This window comes from Nostoc sp. 'Lobaria pulmonaria (5183) cyanobiont', assembly GCF_002949795.1.
GTDB lineage: Bacteria > Cyanobacteriota > Cyanobacteriia > Cyanobacteriales > Nostocaceae > Nostoc.
Genome location: NZ_CP026692.1, coordinates 2,746,942 through 2,771,211, shown reverse-complemented (window position 1 = coordinate 2,771,211; position 24,270 = coordinate 2,746,942). Strand labels below are relative to the sequence as shown.

Below are 24,270 nucleotides of genomic sequence, written 5' to 3'. Positions count from 1 at the left end.
GCTTTTTTACTTTACAAGGCAAAAGGCAAAAGGCAAAAGTTAAATATAATTCCTTCTGACCTTTTGGTTTTTACCTGGTTAATTTATAGTTTCTACTGCTTTTAGCACTCTTTGTAAAACCTCCTGGTAGGCATCCTCTACATTTCCTAAGTCTCGGCGAAAGCGATCTTTGTCCATTACTCGCCGATTTGAGTCCTTTTCTGCGGTATCCCACAAACGGCAGGTGTCGGGGCTAATTTCATCTGCCAAGAGCAACTGCTGTTGTGAGTCCAAACCAAACTCTAGTTTGAAGTCTACTAGGGTAATGCCACACCGCTGCCAAAAGTTATTCAGAAATTCATTGATTTGCAATGCTAGATGTGTAATTGCGTCTACTTGTTCCGCAGTCGCTAGTTCTAGCAAGTACAGGCGATCGCGTGTCAACAAAGGATCTCCTAATTGATCGTTTTTGTAATAAAATTCAACCAAAGGCTGTTTCAGAATTGTACCCACTGGTAATCCTGTTTGCTGGCACAGACTGCCAGCAGCAATATTTCTGATCACTACTTCTAAGGGTAAAATCTTTACAGCCCTCACCCGCATTTGATTTGGGGCAGGGCTGTCAATAAAGTGAGTCTTTATACCATAAGCCTCCAACTGTTTAAAAAGCTGGCTGGAAACGCTACAATTAATTTTTCCTTTACCTTCGATGTTGCCACGTTTTTGGGCGTTAAACGCTGTGGCATCGTCCTTAAAATCAGCCAACAAGACTTCTGGATCGTCCGTTGTATAAAGAATTTTTGCTTTGCCTTCGTATAACTTGGAATTAACAGACATGGTGGCAGGTAATGTTTTAGGCGATGGACAATAATTGTCCTTTGAGGCTTCACCATTTTATCTTTAGTTATTAACTATTAGCCATTGGTGACTATTTAAGAGGCAGCAGGGGCAGGATAAAATAATTAATAACCAATCCCAGCCCAATTTCCTCTTCTCGATCGCTGCTTAATAACCAGTTACCAAAAATTTAAAACTAAATCTCTAACTTTTAACAGAGGACAATTAGCTTTTATATCTAGTATGTTTACCTAAGTAGTTTTACTACCAGAAATTAAATTATTTTTAAAGGAAAAGTTACAAAGATATACTGCTATGTTTTAATAATTTGTACCTCAAGCTTTGGACTGAAGCTAATTACAATTTGAACTTCATAAATTAAGATAAGATAAATTAATAACCGGGAGTCAAATCAAATAGTCTCTCTAGTTACTGTATTTGAAACTTTTTTGTAATATTTACAACATTAAGTATTTCAAGCTTTATCTTCTTAGTCGCAAAATCTGAATCAACCAATTCCTGCATCACCAATTGCAAAAGGAGTTAGATGATCTGGTTTCCCCTAATCTGACTAATCTGACGAAAAAAAGATTAGGTTAGCTAGTGAGCTTTAGAAATCCAAACACAAGGTGAATTGAATAAATGGAGAAAAAAATAGTGAACAAGGATGATTTTCTCTTCCCTCGCGGTCGCTACTACGGTCAGGTTAAGCCAGAAAACTTGGTTTTTAATGCAAATCTACAGGAATTTGCTCAAAGGGTAAGTTACATTTGCAACTTAGAAACAGGTGGAAAAGTGCCTCCAGGTGCAGCTTACGAACAAATAAAGGATTTGTGGAAACAGTTGAAACGCTCCAAAAAAGAGCTAGGAATTGGCGAAGATCCGTTTCAGGATGACCAGGGAGAGACTCAAGGTTGAATGGGCAATGGGGGATGAGGTATTGGAAACTGACCAATGACAAGTGACAAATGACTACTTAGTAAGCATTGTCCAGACACCATCCCAGGACTCTGGTGGTGGAGTTTGTCGATAATTACGCGCACGTTCTAAGTGGATATCAACAGCTTGGTCTTGAGGTTGGATGGATTTGGCTGCTTCAAAACAGGCGATCGCTTGTGAGAAGTTACGCGATAAATAAGCAGTGCGTCCAGTATGATAGTGAAACAAAAACTCTTGGATTTTAGCATCTAGGAAAGTAGTGCGATCGCCAATTAACTCGTAGATATTAACAGCCTGATGTTTCCCTTTGACGCGAATTTTATCTAACTGGCGCACCCAAATGCGATCGCTGCATAATTGGTAAGTAAATTCACTTAAAAGAATATCACAACCGTAATCCTTAGTTACCGCTTCCAAGCGCGAACTTAAATTTACACCATCTCCAATTACGGTGTAATCCATCCGTTTGCGAGAACCAATATTACCCGAAACCACATCCCCAGAACTAATCCCAATGCCAATACGAATTTGTGGCTGCGCCTGGATAATTCGCCGTTGGTTAAATTCTTCTAAGCGGCGTCTCATATCTAACGCCGACTGCACAGCCCTCCAAGCATGATTTTCTGTCAATGGTAGCGGCGCACCAAATACCGCCATTAAGGCATCACCAATAAATTTATCGAGAGTGCCTTCGTGGTTAAAAACCGCCTCCACCATTGTTTCAAAATACTGATTGAGCAGCAATACCACCTCAGCTGCGCCGAGATTTTCCGTAAGTGTTGTGTAGCCTCGGATATCAGAAAACAAGATAGTTACTTCCTTCCGTTCGCCTACCATTAAAGCATCTTCCCCCAGTGCCATAACTTGTTCCGCTACATGGGGCGTCAGGTAGCGGGACATGGTAGTTTTCATCCGTTTTTCCTGAGTAATGTCTTCTAACACCACCAAACCACCGCGTACATCACCTTCTGGGTTAGTCAGGGGATTAACAGTAAGATTGATATTGCGCTCTAATGTTTGTACCTGATCAGACGTGAAAAACTCAGATTGGGGAGTCAGAGGTTGATTCCAAGGAATAAAAATATCGGGGTTAGTGCGATCGCGCACTGCTAAAATTGAGTGCTGATTCCTAAGTCCTGTTAACGGTAGCGGAGTGTTTAGCCCGTCCTGATTTTCACTCAGCACTTGATAAAGTCCCAGCATCAAACTTTGCTCTGGCACATAATGTTTAGCTCCAGTTTTTAGACTATCTTCTAGTCGCATTTGGAGATTTTCAATTGGCACAACTTCCCAAACTAATCGACCAATCAAATTTTGTTCCCACAAAAGCTTGTTGTTCTTACTATTAGCGTCTCCTATCGGGCAACCCAGCAACTCCAAGGCTGCATCATTAATCGTGACAATCTGTCCTGCCATATCTGTAGAAATCACAGCATCTGACAGACTTTGTAAAATATCTTTTTGATACTGTTTTTCTAACAGCACATTTTCAAACAGCCGAGCATTTTCTAAAGCAATTCCGGCCTGATTATTAAAAGCCCGCATAAACTCTTCATCAGAAGCAGTAAAACTGCTTTGTTGCTTATTAATTAATTGTGTAACGCCAATCAATTCATTTGCAGAATTAAATACTGGTAAACACAAGATATTACGAGTTATATAACCAGTTTTTTTATCTGTAGTCGGGTCAAAGCGGGGGTCTTTATAAGCATCAGAAATATTTAAGGCTTCACCAGTGGAAGCTACATATCCAGCAATGCCACGGTTAGCGGGAATGCGAATTTCTATCAAGTTTGTGCCATCTGCTGCTGCTGCAACCTTCGTCCAGAGTTCGCTCATCTCTTTCCGATATAAAAACAGTGTGCTGCGGTCTGCTTGCATTAAAATTCGGGCTTGTTCCATGACTATCTGCAAAGTTGCTTCTAAATCAAGACTTTGCCCCAGTGTCTGAGTTGCCCGTAATAAAGCCGTTGCACCTCTTTGATTACGAGCCGCTACATAAAAAGATTGGCAGCTTTCCAGGATAATACCAATCGAAGCGGCAAAGTCTCGAAAACGTTCTTCATCATCATGATTAAACGGAACATTCCCAGTTTTATTAGCTAGTTGCACTACCGCTACAGTCTGGTTTTTACTACTGATAACGGGCATACATAAAATATTACGGATTTTGTAGCCCATTTGTTTTTCAAGTTCTGGGCTAAATAGGGGGTGAGTATAAGTTTCAGATATATTGAGATATTGACCTGTACTAGCAACATGACCGGGGATACCCACCGTGATGGGAGTACGAATTTCTAAGAATTTTTGAGTATTATCTTGAGGAACTTTTGACCACAGTTGACCTTTGTCATAATCAACTAAAAAAATAGCTGTGTGTTCTGCTTGGAGAATTTGACCAATTTTGAGTGTGATAGCTTCTAATACTTTCTCCAACATAGTTTCTAGAGCTTCATTATTGATCAGTTCAATAGCTCTCAGAAATTGCTGGAACTCCGCAGTTATAAAGTCAAGTAAGCAAACAAATTCATTAACAGATAAGTCTTTGACGCGACGCAGTAGGGCGTGAGTACGATTAACTTGAGTCAGTTCAGTTAATGTCGCCAAGACGCTGCCAGGATTAGGGAGTGTCATGGTAATTTTAGATTTTAGATTTTAAATTTTAGATTTTGGGCATAGGGCAAAAGAGTGCTGAGTTTTGTTTATCCCCTTGTCCCTTTGTCTCCCGTTCTCTCATTTATCCACCACCCACTGCCCACTCCCTTATTTTGCCAACTGTTCAGAAAATATCACTTTTTGATAGTAATCTTGTAGCTGCTTGGTGGCAGCTGCCCAACCCCAACTTTCTGCTTCCTGGCGAGCATTTTGACGGATGATATCTCGTTGTTGTTTTTGTTCTAAGAGTCGAACAGTAGCAGCTAATGCCCCTTGAACATCAGATGTTGGCTTAAAAAGATATCCATTTACCCCATCTGTCACAATATCAGGAATCCCCCCGGAACGGGCTGCTACCACGGGACAGCCAGCAGCCATTGCTTCTAGTAGTACTAAGCCTAGTGTTTCTGTACGGGAAGGAAAGATGAAGGCATCAGCACTCGCAAAGGCAGAACCTAACTCTTGCCCCATAAGATAGCCAACAAAATAAGTGTTTGTGCCAGCAAAGTGTTTTTGCAATGCTTGACGGTGCGGGCCATCCCCAACCAATGCTAACCGCGCTTGGGGAATGGCTTCTAAAATTGGTTTGATGCGCTCAATTTCTTTTTCAGCAGAAAGCCGTCCTACGTAAAGTAGCAATGGACTTTCTGGATGGTTTTTTGATAGGCGCGATCGCATCTCTACACTAGCTAAATCGGGGTGAAATAATTCTGTATCCACCCCACGCTGCCATAAATCTACACGTTCAATACCGTGTGCTGTCAGTTCCTCTATCATTGCTGTGGAGGTACACAGATTTAAAGCTGCTTGATTATGAGCGCCTTTGAGCAGTTCCCAAAGAAAACCTTCCAACATCCCCAAACCGTAATGTTGGAGATATTGGGGTAAATGGGTATGATAAGACGCGACCAAGGGGATTTTGAGGATTTTGCTATAAAATATGCCAGACAAACCCAAAACGGCTGGATTCACGACATGAATAATATCAGGCTTAAACTCTTCTAAAACAGAACCAATGGCTGGGCGGGGTAATGCCATTTTCAATTCTGGATACAATGGCAGAGGAAAGCCAGTAACGCCGTAAACTTTAGCGCCTTTGTATTCAGTGATGCCTCCATCAGGGGCAATCACCAACACTTGATTACCACTGCGCTGGAGATGATCGACAGTATGGCGCAGGCGCGTTACAATGCCGTCAACCTTGGGTAAAAAGGTTTCGGTAAATAGGGCAATTCTCATAAAAAACTATTCAGTCCAGGCAGATAATCTCAGCTTTGCTTGCATTTCGGTATCAAACACAGAGTAAACTCTCTCCCCTGGTGTAATCAACTCCCCACAGTCGAAATAACTGTAGTAAACGGCAAATTTAGTAGTAGCTGGACGATCCGCCTGATAAATAATAACTAGTTAGTCGTCATATTGTGCTAGAATACGACGACCAATTTTAGACCCACGATTTACTGGGGTTTACACTAATTTCTGTGCCAAGAGACTTGAGGCAGAATTTGTTTGCGATCGACTCGCGTCTGATACTTGATAGCAAAGTTTAACAGAGAATCGAGGAGAGAATCAGAGAGCAAGTGAGGCTGTAAACCTAAATCAAGCAATTTTGTATTTTTAGCGTTGAAGTAATGTTCTTCTTTTTCAACTCTGGGATTATCTAAATGATTGATTTCTACGTTCAATCCGATAGCGTTACCAGCTTTTTTCACCATCAATGCCAAATCGCCGACGCTAAATTGTTCGGTAAATTGGTTAAATACGCGGAATTCGCCTGATTGGGCAGGGTTAGCGATCGCTAATTCTACACATCTTACTGTATCCCGAATATCCAAAAATCCGCGAGTTTGCCCACCTTTACCATAAACGGTTAAAGGGTGTCCGATCGCTGCTTGAATACAAAAGCGGTTCAGTGCTGTACCAAACACACCATCGTAATCCAGCCGATTAATTAATAGTTCGTCCATCCCCGTCTCTTCGGTTAAGACGCCGTAAACTACACCCTGATTTAAATCTGTTGCCCGCAATCCCCAAATCCGGCAAGCAAAGTGGATGTTATGACTATCATGGACTTTGCTTAAATGGTACATTGAACCGGGTTGCTTGGGATAAGGTAGGGTATCCTTGCGTCCATTGTGTTCAATGGTGATATACCCTTCTTCTATATCAATATTGGGTGTACCGTATTCCCCCATCGTTCCCAGCTTCACCAAATGACAGTCCGGGAAATCTTCCCGCATGGCGTACAGTAAGTTCAACGTACCAACTACATTATTGACTTGGGTGAGAACTGCGTGTTCGCGGTCAATCATGGAAAATGGGGCCGAACGCTGTTCGCCAAAATGCACTAGGGCATTTGGCTGAAATTGATGTAATGTTTTCTGGAGAAATTCGTAATTCGTAATATCGCCGATGAACAAGTCGATAGATTTACCTGTCAAATCTTGCCAGCGCTGGAGACGTTGTTGAATTAGTGCGATCGGAGTGAGAGTTTCGACACCAAGTTCATTATCCCAGTGCCGCCGCACCAAACTATCTAAAATTCCAACTTCATAACCTCGATTGGAAAGGTAAAGAGCAGTTGCCCAACCGCAATATCCATCACCACCAATAACCAGGACTTTCATCTTCACCAGTTTTTACTCGCTGATAGCTAAATCTATCAGGTTTCTGTACCTTCTTAATCATTATTCTGGAGGAGATGTGGATTTTGGGGGAGTGGGAAGTGGGGAGATGAGGGGGACAAGGGGAATAAGCATGCCCCATACCTAATGCCCAATACCCCATTAAAACTTTGAAATTCGATACTGCTGGGCAATGTAATAAAACAAACGATAGTAATTTTGAAATTCTTGGCTCTTGCTCCGTCCCTGTAAATGGTATTTCACTTGACTCTGAGTTAGCGTCAGTGTCATCGAACCTGCTCGTCGATCGACTTCTACGACCAGCATCCCAGATACTCCTTGAGTGGTCTGAAAGTTGGATTTTATCTTTTTCACGGACTCTTGCTCATTCGGTAGCTGATGACTTGCCCATCCGCGAATTTCCACTGAGTTATCCTGTGGTGAAATAAACGCAATTCCATCACCATTTTCTGATGCTGCTAATGAAGTCCAGTTACTCGGATATGGAAATTCAAAGCCATAACGGGAGTTGCTATAGGTTTTCCAGACGATCGATCCAACGTTAAAATCACTTGCAGTACAACCCCACAAGATTATTAACAGGGCAATGACTCCGCTAACGCTGGCGGCAAACCGATAAATTCTTCGCCCCAAACTACAGATTTTATTAGCAGTAGCCATTTACATTACACTTTTTGCCAAAGTTACTGATTTTATAGAAATACCAGAAACTCAGATCGATACTTTTGCCAATTTACGAGTTATTCACCAATTAGGAAACTACTGCATAAACCGCACCAAAACATCGCTCATTAAAAATTCAATATTGTTTCAGGATATTTACCATTCTCTTTTTATTTCTCAGTAGAGTAACCTCACATTAAGTGTTTTATAACACAAACTATGAACAGTGCATCTCAGACAAGCGAGCTAACTTTGGAGCTTTTTCACTTCCAAACCAACACATCTTTGCAATTTCCAGTAAATCTTTCTGTAATTTGTATCGGTAAGCCAAACGACCAAAAACCACCAAATATTGATGTTTCTGGCTTACCAGATTCCGATGTGGCATCTCGCATCCACGCGCAAATTTGGATAAATGGAGATGAATACCATATCACCGATTTGGGCAGTTCTAATGGTACATACATTAACGGTGCGAAACTTCAGCCTCAAGTTTTTTCTCCACTGCATCCGGGAGACAGAGTTTCGCTTGGGCAAGGAGACAAAATAACTTTCATGTTTAGGGTGCAGCAGCACTATGCATCTGCCACAAAAAATCCTACACCAAACTCCGCGCCAACAAAAATTACACCGCCTACCATCGGTAAAGAAGAAGAACAAGTAATCCTTGCCAGTAAGCTTATTGGCTTAGGACTAATCCTAGCAGCCATTACATTTTTAAGTACAAGTATCTATGTGAGCGTCTACTTACGCAGCACACCTGGAATTTTGCTGTGTATGGGAGGCGTAGTAGCTCTGAATTGGGGTGGGCGCGATAATCGGAAACTTGGATGGGTGTTGATTGGCATAGGAATCGCTCTTTTCATCGCCAGTGGTGTTGTAATTGGCTCGGTGTCTCTTTTTTCTATGCTATTGTCATTCGCTGGCATCTCCTGTGGATATCAGTTGTTTACAACCGGAAAGGTATTCAACTTTAATCCGCTGACGCTCCTAGTTATTAAAAAATAAGCCAAGTCAGTCCTTATTAATTCTGAAAGAGCCAAGTCAGTTCTAATTAATTCTGAGAGGTTTATAGTGAGCGATTTATCACTCAATAAACAGCATTTCACCCCTTTTTGTAAATAAATGTAACGAAATTGACGTTAAAACGTTTTACCGTCTTGACAAGCAATAAAAGAACCGATAACTTGATATACATACCCGGGTAAGACCGTTAAAGAGTTATATGCAAACGCAAACTAAGCAAAAGGTCACTTTGTATTTATCGCCAGAGTTGCACAGAAAACTGAAGATTCGTTCAGCAGTTGATTCCGAGCCAATGTCAGAACTTGCCGAACGTGCCCTTGGTTTTTACCTATCCAATCAAGAATTGGTTGACGAGTTAGAAGATTCTTCTTATGGGCGGACTCATAGAGTTTATTCATGCCCAACCTGTGATAGCTCGCTAGTCTTACGTGATGGGGAACTGGTTGCTTTAGGCAATCAACCAGGAGTAGTTGGTCAAGAGCGTCTTTCTCTTGGTGAGATAGATGGAGATGAAACCAATCCCAAGGGTGAGGAAGAATTAGTTCCTTGCTAGATAAATATTCATGATTCGGTTGTCTTTACCAGAAGCAATGTCTCTACTGTCTCTATAAGGTCTCAAGTAGGTCGAAGTATGAACGAAGAGCTCAAGATCCTAATTCAAGCTCAATACCCTTTAATCTACCTTGTTACCTCCGAGGAAGAGCGGGCCGAGCAAGCAATTTCCACAATCGCCCAGTTGTTAAAGCCCCAGCGCCGAGTATTTGTTTGGACAGTGACACACGGTATTGTTGAGTATGGTCAACCCCGGAATGTTACCCAACATAATACTGTGTCTCCAGAGGCGGCGATTGAGTGGATCATCCGGCAGAAAGAACCAAGTATATTTATTCTTAAAGATTTACATCCCTTTATAGATGCGCCTGCAACTAACAGATCGTTACGTGATGCGATCGCTAGTTTCAAAGGTATGCAAAAGAACATCATTTTGATGTCTCCAATGCAACAAGTACCTATAGAACTGGAAAAGGAAGTTGTTGTTCTCGACTTTACATTGCCAGATATGGCTGAGTTGAATAAAGTCTTAACTCACCATATAGAGCAAAATCGTGGTCGGCGTCTGACAACAGAAGCCAGAGAAAAACTTCTCAGAGCTGCTTTGGGTCTAACTAAAGATGAAGCCGAGAAAGTCTACCGTAAGGCACAGGTAACTAAAGAGCGTTTAACAGAAGATGAAGTAGACATCGTTTTATCTGAGAAAAAGCAACTAATTCGGCGCAATGGCATCTTAGAATACATTGAAGAAGATGAAACAATTGATGCTGTAGGTGGCTTAGAAGAGTTAAAAAGATGGCTTAAGCAGCGCTCTAACGCTTTCACGGAAAGAGCGAGAGAGTATGGTTTGCCTCAACCAAAGGGGATGTTAATTTTAGGAGTTCCCGGTTGCGGTAAGTCATTAATTGCCAAAACTACTTCCCGGCTGTGGGGTTTACCACTGTTGCGGTTGGATATGGGGCGAGTCTACGACGGCTCAATGGTGGGACGAAGCGAGGCAAATCTGCGGAACGCCCTGAAAACAGCAGAATCTATTTCCCCAGCGATTTTATTTATCGATGAATTAGATAAATCCTTTGCTGGTAGTGGAGGTTCCTCTGATTCTGATGGGGGGACTTCAAGTAGAATCTTCGGCTCTTTCCTCACATGGATGCAAGATAAGAAATCACCAGTGTTTGTGATGGCAACAGCCAACAGAGTAGAACGCTTACCTGGCGAGTTCTTGAGGAAAGGACGCTTTGATGAAATTTTCTTTGTCGATCTGCCAACACCGGAAGAACGGCAAGATATTTTCAATATTCATCTGACCAAACGCCGTGAAGACATCTCTCGATTCGATCTTGAGCAATTAGCCAAGATGTCTGATGGCTTTTCTGGAGCAGAAGTTGAACAAGCGATCGTTGCGGCAATGTATGAAGCTTTTGCCCAAGATCGGGAGTTCACCCAACTAGATATTATTGCTGCACTGAAGGCAACATTGCCGCTGTCTCGAACGATGCAAGAACAAGTAACGGCTCTGAGAGATTGGGCCAGACAGCGCGCACGCCCCGCAGCATCCTCCGTAGCTGAATATCAGCGAATGGAGTTTTAAAAGCTTTCCTCTGCCATCCCAGGGGGAAAGGCTAGCTGAAAATGCTAGCAGTTATAAGAAAAGCCGCATCCTGTTAAGCGCGGCTTCGCCCAAAACAAACCGTTGTCGTTTTTCTCAATCTTCTCATTGGAGGAAACCCAAATGTCTCACTTTAGCACCCTGCGTACCAAAATCACCGATGCCGAAATCCTCAAGGCTTCCTTGCGCGACCTCGGTATCAGCGTAAAGACTGAAGCTGATGTCCGTGGTTATAACGGTCAGCGTGTCCGTTCGGACATTGTTGCCGTGTTGGAAGGCGAATATGACCTCGGCTGGTCTCGCAATGGCGATGGTTCTTTTGACCTAATCGCTGACCTGTGGGGCGTTGCTAAGAAGCACAACCAAACCGAGTTGATCAACTCCATCAACCAAAAGTATGCCGTTAACAAAACTTTGGCTGAAGTGAAACAGCGCGGTCTGCAAAACGCCAATGTGAAGTTGGTATTGCAATAACAATTTCTCTGCGCGTTCCCAAAGCTGCATGGGTTAACCATATAAATAGCGGTTAGCCCGCTTTTTTATCGGGACTGAGATTTATTTCTCAGTCCCGATTTTTGATGAGTCTAGTCAATACTAATTTAAAATTAGTAATTTTATTTCATCGTAGTAACATTGATGTATTCAGCATGACAACCAAGCTTATTTTTAATTAATTTAAGAAGTTCTGCTTTATGTCGAAGCAACCATTCAGGATTTGTTACTAGGATACAAATATATGTTGTAAGTGTAAGTATATACCTCCCAATCAATTTTGGAAACTGCTTTGCAATGGTAAAAGAAGTTAACTACTCTTGTTAGAGCCTTGATAGCCTTTTCACCTTCTGATGTAAATTGATAAATCAAGATTTTTTGGAATACTCAATTTTGTTGTATTACACCGAAAATCAATTTCATTCTGGCCTTTACATCTATTGCAAGTAACACACAGAGTTTGTGAGTTTTCTTTAGATGTTTCACCACCCATAGAAAAGGGTTTAATATGATCGATTTGTAATTTACCTTTGGTATTGACTCCACAGCATAGGCAAGCATACTTGTCTCGTTTTTTAACTTCTTCTTTTTCTACTTCGTTTAGTTCTTTGGGTTCTCTTTCTGCTGGAATAATCACAGGTCGAGTAGTTTCACCTTCAGGCTTAGGATTAATAATGTTTCTAATTACTGCGTCAACGGCTGTTTCAAATCGAATCAAGCTTTTGTAAAAAACTTTCCACAATGTTTCGGGTTGAGAAAACTCCTTGCCTAAATATTCGTATTTTAAGCGAGATGAAAAATCAATTACTTTATAAGCAATTTTATCTAAGTCATAGGTTTCTCTTTGCTCAAATGAATGGTATTGTGGTGCAGATTGATATGAATCTTGAGCAATATGGCGAACAATCTTAATTAAATCTGACTCAAGCTTTTGTCCAATATCATCAGTTTTGCGGTCAAAATATTCATTTTGATGTTGAAAGGGTATTTTAGAGTGGTGGTTCGCAGATTGATCTCTTAATTGATCAAGATTGATAAATTTGTAATTGATGGGTTCGTGCATTATAATATTTTCCTAGTTATATAGAGACTATTTGACCACTAGGTTAGTTTGCCCATAATCTATGCTTCAAACTCTCAAGCTACCAAATCTGACTTAAATCTAAATCTCAAATAAACCCACTACTAGAACTAAAACCCTGCACCTGTATCATTTTGCTTGTTTCTGGTAATGTGTAGTGTGCGATCGCATCTCTGGAGATCCACTTTTGCACCTATAGCTTAGACTTAAAAAAAAGCTTAGTATCGATGAACCAAAGTGTAAGTGGTACTCCCAGTCTGGAAAAACACACTCATGAAAATCTTGTTGTTACCAAACAACAGCTATTTGGGAAGCAACTAATTGTCCTTGTCTTGCAAATGCTTCTGGCATTACCTCTGGGTTTACTTCTCGCAAAGTTCCAAATTGGCAGGATTGCCTGGATATTTGGCGGGATTGCCGCTGGTACAGTGGTTCTCCAAGGGTGTCGAATTTTTTATCAATATTCTCCCCAACCTAATCGCACTGCTAGAAAAGTGGGAATGGCACTTGTCGGCTTAACTGTGGGCGCTTCCAATGCCCATGCTAATCTAGCTAGTATTGCTTCCGGTATTCCTATATTTATTTTTCTTACCTTATTTCTGCTGCTAAGTGGAGGCTGTATCGGTTACATTTACTCCCGTGTTAGCAAAACCAACCTATTTACAGCAATGCTGGCTACAGTTCCTGGTGGTGTAGGAATTATGGCAGCGATCGCTGCCGATTACAATAAAAATGTTAGCTTGGTTGCCCTAGTTCAGGCGATTCGTGTCACCTGTGTAGTTGTTCTAATTCCCTTCATCGCTAGGACATCAGCTGGTAATTACTATCCGCAAACACTCCCAATCAACACTGCTTGGCTCAATCTCGATCCATCTCAACTAGAATTACTCTTGTTAGTACTCCTAATTACTGGATTAGTAGTTTATCCAGCTATATTATTTAAAATTCCCGCCGGCGATTTCTTTGGTGCATTGTTGATTGGTATTGGGTTTAATCCTTTGCTACATTGGCTGCCTTTTGTGGGTGATATTAGCTTTAGTCCGCCGCCTTTAATTAACTTATTGGGTCAAATGCTCCTGGGAATTACTATTGGTGAATATTGGGGAGACAAACCCAACTTTAGAAAGCGAACTGTTGCCTATGCCTTGATGTCTGTAGGAATGACTCTCGTAGCCGGAGCGATCGCTGCTATACTTGCGATGCAATTAACCTCTTGGGATTGGTTAACCTGTCTTTTAGTCACAGCGCCAGGAGGATCGGCAGAAATGATCCTGGTTTCCCTGGCATTGAATCATAATGTTGAAATTGTCACAACTGGTCATTTAGTGCGACTAATTGCAATTAATAGTTCTCTACCGCTTTGGCTGTTTTTGTTTCGCCGTCTGGATAAGCAAGTTTCAGAACCAGTTTAATTCTCTTACAAATAAAGGTGATAACAGAGCGATCGCACGGAGTTTGATCAAGATTGTGCGCCAGTATTTGCAGTGTTCCACCTATCACATAGAAGCGAACAGATCGCACAATTTTGCTCGATTGGAACCTTGCTTGCTCAAATCTGGGACTATCTAATCTATTTAGGATAAACGAATTTCTTCAAGAAAAGAGATACTATCAAAAATACCATCTTTCAAAGCTTGTGCACTCCGAACTCGGTGATTTTCATCAAGTAAAGTCACTGTTTCTATAAATGTAATCAGCGCGTTATCTTGAGCTTTCGTCATCCGAAAGTGAATTGTGTCTTGGCCTGTATCCAAAGCGATCCCAGAAAAATCAGAATAATTGCTAGAAAACAATTTCAGAATCCTATCTTCAAAGTATCCTTCAAAATTAAGCTGGAGATGAGAGCCATCTGAGTATTCATAATTGTTAACTTGTCGGTACTGACTCCCCTCAATCAAGATGGTAATAGTAGCGAAAAAGCTGCCAGAAAAATGTCCGCGTTTATCAGTTTTGATAAACTCACCTTTCCAAGTGCCAATATGACGTGTAAAAATTTCTGGAACTTTCTCCAGATCGGGAGATATCGCCGGGGTGATGATATCTTTGCTAATTACAGGATCGTTACTCATTAATTTTAGATAAAAACTAATTTTACTTTGAGTTTCACCTTGACTAACGACGACCAATTTTCTGGCTCATTTCACGACTCGTGCGTTGATATTCGTGGACAATGGGTAATCTTTCCGTCTGATAATTTTCTAGAGCTTCGGTAATACTAGCACTAGAGGTGAGATGTTGCGTTAAAGACAAACCATCTTCCCAACCTGAAGTCATGCCTCTAGCGCGAGTCGAACTTTTCGCGTGAGCTGCATCACCAATTAAAATAACACGACCATCATAGAGTTTCGGCAGGGGATCGATGTCATAGGAATAACGACAGATAATATTTTCCACAGGGGTTGACTCAATCACATTTCGTGCATCCTCTGGGAGTTTAGCTAATTCTTGGGGAGGAATAGATATATTAGTCGGTTGTAGTGCGCCTATTTCAGAATCCGTCTGCTCTTTTTCTACAAAGAAACCCCAATGAGTCAGATTTCCACCAATATGAAAGAAATTTGCATAAATTCCCCGACCGCGTACATAAACAAAAAAGTTTCCTTCTGGACAGAAGCTATTATCTGTCACAATCCCACGCCAAACTAGATCGCCTAAATAGTATAGTTCTACATTCGGAACTACAAACTGCCGAACCTTAGAAAGAATGCCATCAGCACCCACTATAAGATCCCCTTCCCAGTGACTTCCATCTTTAAAGTGTGCGATCGCACTATTCTCAGTCTGCGTTATCGAAGCTAATTGAGCGTTAAAATGAATATTATTAGGGGGTAAAGTATCGAGGATTGCTTCTAAAATTGCTTTCCGGTGTACGAGCATTCCTGGTAGTTCATCTTCAGCATAGGTGACGGTTTCTGAATTGATGAATCCACCTTTAAGGTTGCGAAACTCGAATAATTTTACAGGATCGCCTGAGTTAATAATTTTTTGGCTGATTTGAGGGTTTCCTTGATCAAGTGCTTTCATACCTGATTGGACGATAAGAATGCCACATCCATCGGTACGCACTACAGGAGCTTTTTCAAATAAGTCAACTTGAAACCCTTCTTGAATAAGTAAACTTGCAAGATAAGCCCCTGATGTCCCTGCGCCGATAATACCTATCTTGCTGTTGGAAGAAACCATCTGTGACTCTCTTGATTTAATCTTGTTTAGATGATGCTTGATTGAGATATTATCTTAAATAGTAAGCCAAAAAGTTGTTTATAAAGGGCGATGTCCTGCGGCGGGCTACGCCTACGCTAATAGGTAAATTGAGCTTTTTGGACTTGTGTATACTATTGTAGACCAGCCAAGAGCAGCAAGAATCAGCCTTCTCCAGCTTTCAATCAAATTTCGCCTCTTGACCTGAACAATCAAATAGATGTAAACCTAATCGTTGGGAAAGTTCTTCACACACCTTTACCCCCCGCACACTATTACCACGCACATCCAACAAGGGTGAAAAAACTCCAATGCCCATCTTATTGGGTACAACGGCAATAATCCCACCACAAATACCGCTTTTCGCTGGAATCCCAATTTTATAAGCCCACTCACCTGCAAAGTTGTACATTCCGCAGGTGTACATCACACTCAGAATATCTTTAATGTAACGCTTATCTACCGCCTGTTCTTTGGTGATGGGGTTCATACCTTTGTTAGCAAGGGTAGCCGCCATCACCGCTAAGTCTTGGCAATTCACCATCACAGCACACTGCTGGAAATAAAGATCCAGCGCTTCTTCAATGTTCCGGTCAATCATGCCAAAGTTGAGCATCAGATGCGCCATTGCGCGGTTGCGATGCCCTGTACTTCGTTCTGAGGTAAAAACTGAAATGTCAACGAACACGTCGCGGCCAATATATCGACGAAACATATCCAGCATTCGGTTGAGGCGTTCGGTAGGGCCAGAACCTTTGATTAAGCTGGTGGTGGCGATCGCTCCAGCGTTTACCATTGGATTATAAGGTCGCTTCGATTGCTCATCCAAAATAATCGCGTTGAATGCATCCCCCGTCGGTTCCACGCCAACTCTAGTCAAAACATAATCCAGTCCATGATCTTCTAAAGCAAGTCCATAAGCAAACACCTTAGAAATTGACTGAATAGTAAAAAGTTGTTCATAGTCCCCAACTTTGTAAACCTGACCATCTACTGTCACAATGCAAATGCTGAACAAATCCGGGTTTGCCTTTGCCAGTTCAGGAATGTATTTTGCGACTGCACCCTCCCGCAGTGACTTGTACTGGGAATGCAACTCGTTAAGAACAGCTTTTAATGGCGATGGTTCTATTTCTAAATCTCCTTGATTTGTCATTAGGCTGATGGCATTTCCCAAAATACCTACTATATATACAAGGGGTGCAGCTGTACATCCCTACAGCTACAAAGATTTTGTTAAAAACAGTTTGCTTTCAAAAATCATACTTGAGTAATTACTGAGGTTATCAAAAATACCCTGTAATATATGCTACGCAAAACATCTTTTATCTAAGCGATCGCAAAGTTTTCTTAATTTTTAAGTCATTAATCCTGAAAAATATTAACTTGAGTATTGCCATTTTTTTTATACTCAGCAATACTCTACTATTAAGTTATATTTATTACCAGTATTAGTCTAGTTGTGAAAATAAAAGTAATGACTGATGTAAGTAGAAAAAACTTTGAAAAAAGATATTAGACTCAAACTAATTTGCATAATTATTTAAGATGTAACTCCTATCACGAGTTATTCATAGTTAAATCTAAATATTTCCTTAAATAAATTACTTTAAGTATTTATGCCGATGCTATTTAATTAAAGTTATACTATAGACTGAGAGCAAGTCGCCAAAAAATATGTAATCTAGAATACACGAGTAGTTACGAGCCTTTACAACCAATGTGAATAGGGTATCGTCACTTTGGCATGAAATAAACATAAAATTTTTTGAAGAAATTTTTGACTTACACAAAAAAGCGTTACATAGCCAAAGTCCGCTTTTGAGGAAGGTTTCGCCCTTCAAATCGGAATTAGAATTTGAGAAAGCGGGCAATAGTTACGCTAAAACCCTGATCCCCAAGCCAAAAGGTTCGTGTTAGTCTGTTGCAGTTATAAAAAACAAAGTGAAAACGGAACGAGTTCGAGTTTTTCAAATAGGGAAATCACTTTCATTAGTGAAAAATCCCGCAAGTTATAAAACTTAAGTTCTACAGTCGCTTTCAAAAACGGACGCATGAATCAAAGACATTTGTGGACTATTGTTGCCCTGTTTATGGCTGTTTTGGGAGTACCCTCAGTCGGTTGCACTCAAACCATCAAGGGAAATGCGCCAGCATCCCAAAAATCACCCGCCCCTGATGTTGTTAAGGTGGGAGAGTACCAATCAACAGCAGGGAAACAAACCTTGGATGCTGTGATTACAGAAATTCATCCTCACAACATTAAAGGACGTAAGGCGGCAACCCTTTTTATCAGAAATATACCTGTTCTCACCTTTTTAAGTTCTGTATCAGATACGAATTTTGAAACTAAAAAAGTTGGTGCAATTGGCAATACTGAGGGCGTACAATCGTACGCCCTTATTACTAGCAATTCACCAAATGTATTAAATACTGGCAACGTAACAGATGCAAGTAACCAGATTAGCTCCGCTGACAATGACCCGGTTGAGATAGCTAGTGTAATAGCAGCTAAGATTAACCAGTTGAATCGGGAAAACGTGGACGCGAGTCAGATTACCGTCAGTTGGCAAGCAGGGGAAAAATCTACTGCTAATCAAGCGCAAAACAAAAGCGCCCCTGTCCAACAAGATGGCGATCGCTATGTAATTAAAATTAATGGCGAAGAGTTGGTCGAAATCAACGAAGGTACGCGATTAGCAGGTACTACCAACGATCTAGCGGAAGATGCATTGCAAGCAACGAATCGCCTGCGGAGGCTACTAGGCAATGCATCTCCCTTAAAAGAAATTGCTAATTTACCAGTACGTCAACCAGTATCGATACCAAAGCTGCCTCAACAGATTGCCGTCGGAGTAGTGCGAGCCACCTTGATCGGCATGGCTTCTTATTACGGCTATGACGGTTCTGGTAATCGTACTGCTAGCGGACAGAGATTTAATCCAGAAGAAATGACTGCCGCCCATCGCAGCTTACCCTTTGGTACGCAAGTGCGTGTAACTAACACCCGCAACGGTCGTTCTGTAGTGTTGCGGATTAATGACCGCGGCCCATACATTCGGGGTCGAGTCATTGACGTGTCTGCCGGCGCGGCTCGAATTTTGGGAATGATGGGCAGTGGCGTGGCACCAGTGCATATTGAAGTCTTGGGGAAATAATCGAGTAGGTTACAGGTTACAGGGGAAAGAATTATTCCCTATCACCTGTCACCTATAATCTATCCCCTATCCCAGTTCCGTATCACTTAATTCCCCTAGTTCAATCAACTCTTCCTCTATTTCGGATATAAACTAACGGGGGAGGGATCGATAAGAACTAGGGGTATTTTTGTGCGCCTGCTGACAACAGTCGCAGCTTTACGCTGCTATTTAACTAAACACTGCTCAGAAAACAAGCTGATTGCAGTTACTGAGGATCTGAGATTAGATGAGATGACTGCTCGGTATCAGACGGCAGTCGGTCTAGTGCCAACGATGGGAAATTTGCATCAAGGTCATTTAAGCTTAATCCAACGGGCGCGGCACGAAAATTCTACGGTGATTGTGAGTATTTTCGTCAATCCCCTGCAATTTGCTCCTAATGAGGATTATCAACGCTATCCTCGCACTTTAGAGCAAGACCAACAACTTTGCGAACAAGCTGGGGTAGATGCCATTTTTGCACCGACTCCGGAAGAAATGGCAGTTCCTCAGAAGAGTATACAAGAATCAAAGGTTACACAAGTTATCCCCCCATCTGCTATGATAACAGGCTTGTGTGGTCGTTCTCGGCAAGGTCACTTTCAGGGTGTCGCTACGATTGTTACCAAACTTTTCAACTTGGTACAGCCTGACCGTGCCTACTTTGGTGAAAAGGATGGTCAGCAACTAGCAATTATTAAACGCTTAGTAGCTGACTTAAATTTGCCAGTAGAGATTGTTGCTTGTCCAACAGTACGGGAAGCGTCGGGTCTTGCCTTCAGTTCTCGCAATCAATATTTGACTGCAACGGCAAAAGAGCAAGCAGCGGTGTTATATCGGGGCTTGCGACGAGCTGAAGCTGCATTCATTGCAGGCGATCGCAATAGTAACAAGTTGATAGCAGTGGTACAGCAAGAAGTGGCAATGGTCAGCACGGCCTCAGTGGAATATATTGAATTGGTTGAACCGACTACGTTGATGTCTTTAGAAAAAGTTGAGGAGGAAGGAATGTTGGCGATCGCAGCTCGTCTTGGTGCTACACGTTTGATTGACAATATCATATTGCGCGATCGTCAACCCATTATCGCTATTGATGGCCCAGCTGGTGCTGGAAAATCCACAGTGGCGCGGCAAGTGGCAGCAAACCTGAGTTTAGTGTATTTAGATACAGGAGCAATGTACCGTGCTGTCACTTGGTTAGTATTGCAAAAGAAGATTGCTATTGACGATGAGTGTGCGATCGCCGAATTAACTAACCAGTGTAAAATTGAACTTACTCCCACCCAGGATTTACAATCGTCCGTGCGGGTTTGGATTGATGGCACTGATGTTACCCAGGTAATTCGCACGATTGAGGTAACATCTCAAGTATCGGCGATCGCGGCACAAAGCGCTGTCCGTCAAGCACTGGTTAAACAACAGCAAAAATGGGGCAAAAAAGGTGGTTTAGTTGCTGAAGGTCGGGATATTGGTACTCACGTATTCCCCGATGCCGAAGTAAAAATCTTCTTAACCGCTTCTGTGAGTGAACGCGCCCGTCGCCGCCAGCAAGACTTTAACACCCAAGGTCAACCTGAAGTGAGTTTAGAGCAGCTGGAACACGATATTGCCGAACGTGACTGGAAAGATAGTACACGCAAAGTTTCTCCTTTGCAAAAAGCAGCAGATGCGATCGAAGTGCAAACTGATGGTTTAGCCGTGTCAGAAGTCACGGCAAAAATCGTTAACTATTACCAACAGCGTTTATCTCAGTGTTAATTACCATGATTTGCTGTTAGTTTTTTAGTTTCAAAGGGTGGTGGGTGAGTGATTATTCATTTACCATCCTTAAAACTGTATTTAAAAACAAAAATATATAATAATTTGACTGTTGGCTATATTTTTCTTGCAAATCAAGCTGCTGTTTAACAATTATAGATTATTTAATACTTAAATTTATCTCGCTTTCGACTGATTTATTATATTACAATCAATCCTACTCAAGGTAGAAGTATGAAAGCTTTAATTGCTAAATGCTAATTAATTATTGGCCTTTCGCTATGAGATATTAGCCATTTTTATTTACAGTCATGAATTCCTAGTGATTTGACTTATCACCGAAGTACTTTGTTTTCGTCTTCACTTTGGTAGTAGAATGACGATGTTAAGTTTTATGTTTCACGATCAAAGACATAAAACCCCTAAAAATAAAAGCTATTAATGTCCCAAGCTTCTGCAATAGCTTAAAACTGGAAACCGGTAAAGAGAGGATTTAACACAATGGCATTTGTACAGCCCCCACTACCCTTTGAAAAGGATGCTCTAGAGCCTTATGGCATGAAAGCTGAAACTTTCGAGTATCACTATGGCAAGCATCATAAAGCTTATGTAGACAACCTCAATAAGCTCACTGAAGGTACAGAACTTGCTGATAAGTCTCTGGAAGAGGTGATCAAAACTTCTTTTAAAGACTCTTCTAAGGTGGGAATATTTAACAACGCTGCCCAAGTTTGGAACCACACTTTCTTCTGGAATTCCTTGAAACCACAAGGTGGTGGCACACCCACAGGTGAACTTGCAGCCAAAATAGATAAAGATTTTGGTAGTTTTGACAAATTCAAGGAAGAGTTTTCTAACGCGGCTACAACTCAATTTGGCAGCGGGTGGTCTTGGCTGATCGATGATGGTGGTACGCTGAAAGTGATCAAAACACCAAATGCAGAAAACCCCCTAGCTCATGGTCAGAAGGCACTCCTAACCTTAGATGTTTGGGAACACGCCTATTACATTGACTATAAAAACGCCCGTCCAGCGTTCATCAAGAATTTCCTAGAAAACTTGGCCAACTGGGACTTTGCTGCTGAAAACTTAGCTAAAGCTTAATTAATTTCGGTTTTGAACTGAGTGCGATGCCTCTTAGTAAACTGCTTCTTACCTTTTGAGAATGGCAAAGCTAAATACGTCTGCGCGGCTTGTGCCAGACTATGTAAAGTAGAAGCAATAAGTCAATTTACAAAAGTTTAAGCAGAAAGCCCAATAGGAAAGGGAGAAGTTCTTTTTAATTTCTCCCTTTTCTGTTTTCCAGTAGTGGGACAGACATCGCCTAAATAAAAGTAGTGACATGAAAATCAAAATATAAAATATATGGATAGCAAAGAACTAGCGCAATACATCGAAGCAACGAATAGCATCTCTAAACCTTGGGTATTGGTACAACTGCGCCTCAAAAAATTGCAAGAGCGTCGAGCCACCCTGACAAATGATGCCTACATCAAAGAATTAGAAGATATTTACCAAGACTTGATGAATTTGGGGGAATGGTGGCGTGGTATTGAAGATGAGGTATTTTGAGGTATTTTAAAGTGAGGAGTTATCAGTTATGAGTTATAAGTTTTCCTAACTTTTAACTCCTAACTCCTAACTTAAAACGCAACCTGATGGCTCAAGCTCTCGATCAAGTCGATTACGATACTCTCGATGCTGCAAAACGACGCTTCATCGATGCGGCAAAACGCACACTTGGCTTTGCAAGCGCTTATGGCATCGTGCCCGCGTCAGGTCTGGGAGCAAGCGCTAACGCTTTCAGTTTCAACCTCGCTCCGTTTCTGGAGACGGGGGCTAGAGAACTCTCTATGACACTTGTCCCCGAAGGACTGGGCACCGCAGACGATACCCGCCCTGACGACCTTTCCGAAGAAGAACTTCGACGATTCTGGTGGAATATTGGTATCAAGATCGTCTCGTGTCTGACGAACGATGCTGCAACTTCAGGTATGCAGACTATACTTCTCGGTCTTTATCTGCCGTCGAGTACTCCTGAAACAATTTTTACCCCCGCTTTCCTTGATGGGTTTCTGGATGGAGTCGTTGAGGGGTGCAAACGCGTGGGGTGTGTTTATCTTTCAGGAGAAACTCCTCAACTAAAAACTAAGATGATTCCAGGGCGGCTCGACATTGCCGGCTCGGTTTTTGGGGTTATGCCGGCTGGTGTTGCTCCTATTGATAGCTCGCGTTTGGATGCCGGCAATACCATTGTTCTCGTCGAAAGTTCGGGGCCTCATGAGAACGGCTTTACCCCATTGCGAAAGCTTGCTGAGTCGCTCCCTGATGGTTATAGAACAAAACTCCCAAGTGGGCAGGAGTTATGGGAAGCAATGAATGCTGCGTCGTATCTTTATACGCCCCTTGTACAGGGCGTGCTTAGTGAGGGAATTCGTCCCACGGCGATGGAGAATATCACTGGTCATGGCTGGCAAAAGCTGATGAGGTCGGTGAAGCCGCTTCGGTATGTCATTGAAACGATGCTCCCAGTACCAGAGATATTTACATTTGTTGAAAGTCATCTTGAGGGTGGGGCTGAGACGATGCTTTCAGTGTTCAATTACGGTGCAGGATTCGCATTCTATACAGAGTCAGAGCAGGATGCAGAGAGAATTGTCCTGCTTGCAAGAGAACATCAACTTTCGGCTGTGATTGCAGGAAGAGTTGAAGCGTCCCTTACCCGCCAGGTAGTGGTAGAACCCTTGGGAGTCACCTTGAAGGGAGATTCTTTTGGAATTGCGCGAGGGGTATAATGATTCACCTGACTTTTCACCTCATCTGGAAAAGACCACGAAAAACATAACCCCTTTCCCGACACTCTAAAGGGGAAAATTCCAAGTCTGTAATGCGATCGCTTGCTAATACTGTTGATTCTCCAAACTGGAAGGCAAATAAATCTGCGCCTTGGTCGCCAGTTAAAGTATCAGCACCACCAAACAAAGGATCATTTCCGAATGACACTAAGTTAAGATACAATGCTTGTCCTCATGGGTTAAGAGCCTCTAGGCTCTTAACCCATTCTAGAAGGCTCCGCCTCCAGTGGCTTGACCAGAGGCACAGCCTATATACATTCCCAGCCTCCAGGCTGGGAACGAGGCGACACGAGCTTTTGAGGTTTTCTTAGTGTCAGTCTCAACCAGCCAGCACTCAAAATGCTAACTCTGATTGGGACTCAGCCATCTAATATACAGTTAATAGCTGTATGGTCGGGGTAAAAATTATTTATTATCATCAGATTTCAGAAATATTTACATGAAAAAACTATAAATTCTTCAAATTTTCAGTTGATCAGTGTAAGCTTATTACATTGATATTGAATGCCCATTGATTGCGTGAAAACACTTCAGTACACATCTATTCTCTTCTTTCGTGTTCCCTGTTCCCTGTTCCCTGTGTACCCCAGTCAATTCAGGAATCAAATCGCGTTTGTATATGCTTCTGGCAAAAGTCTAGACATCTTTGAAAAAGAATGTAGAGACGTAGCACTGCTACGTCTCTACAAGGGTTCTGGGTAACGCATATTTAATTTCTGGAGATGTCTTCTGTTTAACCACTCGCAATCATTACGCTCTCGGAGGTATAATAAAACTTACATAATTGTTTGAACGTTAC

At 41.9% G+C, this 24,270-nt stretch carries 21 protein-coding genes; 11 read left to right on the top strand and 10 right to left on the bottom strand.

All coding sequences use genetic code 11. The annotated features are described in order from the left end of the window. Positions 1-78: 78 nt before the first annotated feature. A complete protein-coding gene (gene purC, locus NLP_RS12080) occupies positions 79-816 on the bottom strand; it encodes a phosphoribosylaminoimidazolesuccinocarboxamide synthase (RefSeq protein WP_104906617.1) in 738 nt (245 codons plus the stop codon). Positions 817-1,458: 642 nt separating this feature from the next. On the opposite strand from purC, the gene NLP_RS12075 reads away from it, so the two are divergent. Then, positions 1,459-1,734, top strand: coding sequence for a DUF7219 family protein (locus tag NLP_RS12075; RefSeq protein WP_104906616.1), 276 nt, complete (start codon positions 1,459-1,461; stop codon positions 1,732-1,734). A gap of 54 nt (positions 1,735-1,788) precedes the next feature. Here the strand turns inward: NLP_RS12075 and NLP_RS12070 are convergent, their stop codons facing one another. From NLP_RS12070 to NLP_RS12055, 4 genes are all read right to left on the bottom strand, one after another. After that, positions 1,789-4,389, bottom strand: a complete 2,601-nt coding sequence (locus NLP_RS12070) for an adenylate/guanylate cyclase domain-containing protein (protein WP_104906615.1) — start codon at positions 4,387-4,389, stop codon at positions 1,789-1,791. 129 nt (positions 4,390-4,518) lie between these two features. Continuing rightward, positions 4,519-5,649, bottom strand: a complete 1,131-nt coding sequence (locus NLP_RS12065) for a glycosyltransferase family 4 protein (RefSeq protein ID WP_104906614.1) — start codon at positions 5,647-5,649, stop codon at positions 4,519-4,521. Between the two features lie 233 nt (positions 5,650-5,882). Continuing rightward, positions 5,883-7,037, bottom strand: a complete 1,155-nt coding sequence (locus tag NLP_RS12060) for an NAD-dependent epimerase/dehydratase family protein (protein WP_104906613.1) — start codon at positions 7,035-7,037, stop codon at positions 5,883-5,885. Positions 7,038-7,196: 159 nt separating this feature from the next. After that, positions 7,197-7,715: a hypothetical protein gene (locus tag NLP_RS12055; RefSeq protein WP_104906612.1), complete on the bottom strand. Its 519-nt coding sequence runs from the start codon at positions 7,713-7,715 to the stop codon at positions 7,197-7,199. Between the two features lie 222 nt (positions 7,716-7,937). Here NLP_RS12055 and NLP_RS12050 point away from each other — a divergent pair, with 222 nt between their 5' ends. The 4 genes from NLP_RS12050 to NLP_RS12035 all read left to right on the top strand — a co-directional run bounded on the left by NLP_RS12050 (position 7,938) and on the right by NLP_RS12035 (position 11,379). Beyond that, the gene (locus tag NLP_RS12050) at positions 7,938-8,726 is read left to right on the top strand and encodes an FHA domain-containing protein (RefSeq protein WP_104906611.1); all 789 of its coding nucleotides are present in this window, start codon (positions 7,938-7,940) and stop codon (positions 8,724-8,726) included. Between the two features lie 217 nt (positions 8,727-8,943). Further along, positions 8,944-9,297 (top strand): hypothetical protein, encoded by a 354-nt coding sequence (locus NLP_RS12045; protein ID WP_104906610.1) that lies wholly within the window; start codon positions 8,944-8,946, stop codon positions 9,295-9,297. Between the two features lie 78 nt (positions 9,298-9,375). Next, positions 9,376-10,887: a stress-responsive protein Ycf46 gene (gene ycf46, locus NLP_RS12040; protein WP_104906609.1), complete on the top strand. Its 1,512-nt coding sequence runs from the start codon at positions 9,376-9,378 to the stop codon at positions 10,885-10,887. A 141-nt stretch (positions 10,888-11,028) separates the two neighbouring features. Further along, positions 11,029-11,379, top strand: a complete 351-nt coding sequence (locus NLP_RS12035) for a DUF1257 domain-containing protein (RefSeq protein ID WP_094350625.1) — start codon at positions 11,029-11,031, stop codon at positions 11,377-11,379. Between the two features lie 361 nt (positions 11,380-11,740). Here NLP_RS12035 and NLP_RS12030 read toward each other — a convergent pair whose 3' ends face one another. Beyond that, positions 11,741-12,460 carry an HNH endonuclease gene (locus tag NLP_RS12030; protein WP_104906608.1) on the bottom strand — a complete coding sequence of 240 codons (720 nt, stop codon included), beginning with the start codon at positions 12,458-12,460 and terminating at the stop codon, positions 11,741-11,743. A gap of 245 nt (positions 12,461-12,705) precedes the next feature. Between NLP_RS12030 and NLP_RS12025 the strand changes: the two genes are divergently transcribed. Further along, positions 12,706-13,890: an AbrB family transcriptional regulator gene (locus NLP_RS12025; RefSeq protein ID WP_104906607.1), complete on the top strand. Its 1,185-nt coding sequence runs from the start codon at positions 12,706-12,708 to the stop codon at positions 13,888-13,890. Positions 13,891-14,052: 162 nt separating this feature from the next. Here the strand turns inward: NLP_RS12025 and NLP_RS12020 are convergent, their stop codons facing one another. From NLP_RS12020 to glsA, 3 genes are all read right to left on the bottom strand, one after another. Then, positions 14,053-14,547, bottom strand: a complete 495-nt coding sequence (locus tag NLP_RS12020; protein ID WP_199784804.1) for a hypothetical protein — start codon at positions 14,545-14,547, stop codon at positions 14,053-14,055. Positions 14,548-14,590: 43 nt separating this feature from the next. After that, on the bottom strand, positions 14,591-15,661 hold the full coding sequence (locus NLP_RS12015; RefSeq protein ID WP_104906606.1) for an FAD-dependent monooxygenase: 1,071 nt from the start codon (positions 15,659-15,661) through the stop codon (positions 14,591-14,593). A 199-nt stretch (positions 15,662-15,860) separates the two neighbouring features. Next, positions 15,861-16,844 (bottom strand): glutaminase A, encoded by a 984-nt coding sequence (gene glsA, locus NLP_RS12010; protein ID WP_199784853.1) that lies wholly within the window; start codon positions 16,842-16,844, stop codon positions 15,861-15,863. An 889-nt stretch (positions 16,845-17,733) separates the two neighbouring features. On the opposite strand from glsA, the gene NLP_RS12005 reads away from it, so the two are divergent. The 5 genes from NLP_RS12005 (at position 17,734) to NLP_RS11985 (ending at position 23,411) form a co-directional block, all read left to right on the top strand. Continuing rightward, positions 17,734-18,837: a septal ring lytic transglycosylase RlpA family protein gene (locus NLP_RS12005; protein ID WP_104906604.1), complete on the top strand. Its 1,104-nt coding sequence runs from the start codon at positions 17,734-17,736 to the stop codon at positions 18,835-18,837. Between the two features lie 171 nt (positions 18,838-19,008). Beyond that, complete coding sequence (locus NLP_RS12000; protein ID WP_104906603.1) at positions 19,009-20,616, top strand: bifunctional pantoate--beta-alanine ligase/(d)CMP kinase; 1,608 nt, start codon at positions 19,009-19,011, stop codon at positions 20,614-20,616. A gap of 501 nt (positions 20,617-21,117) precedes the next feature. After that, entirely contained in the window at positions 21,118-21,720 is a 603-nt protein-coding gene (locus NLP_RS11995; protein WP_104906602.1) for a superoxide dismutase, read from the top strand. Between the two features lie 261 nt (positions 21,721-21,981). Further along, complete coding sequence (locus tag NLP_RS11990) at positions 21,982-22,188, top strand: hypothetical protein (protein ID WP_104906601.1); 207 nt, start codon at positions 21,982-21,984, stop codon at positions 22,186-22,188. An 86-nt stretch (positions 22,189-22,274) separates the two neighbouring features. Further along, positions 22,275-23,411 (top strand): AIR synthase related protein, encoded by a 1,137-nt coding sequence (locus tag NLP_RS11985; RefSeq protein ID WP_104906600.1) that lies wholly within the window; start codon positions 22,275-22,277, stop codon positions 23,409-23,411. A gap of 16 nt (positions 23,412-23,427) precedes the next feature. Here NLP_RS11985 and NLP_RS11980 read toward each other — a convergent pair whose 3' ends face one another. Beyond that, positions 23,428-23,619 carry a hypothetical protein gene (locus NLP_RS11980; protein ID WP_104906599.1) on the bottom strand — a complete coding sequence of 64 codons (192 nt, stop codon included), beginning with the start codon at positions 23,617-23,619 and terminating at the stop codon, positions 23,428-23,430. Between the last annotated feature and the right edge of the window lie 651 nt (positions 23,620-24,270).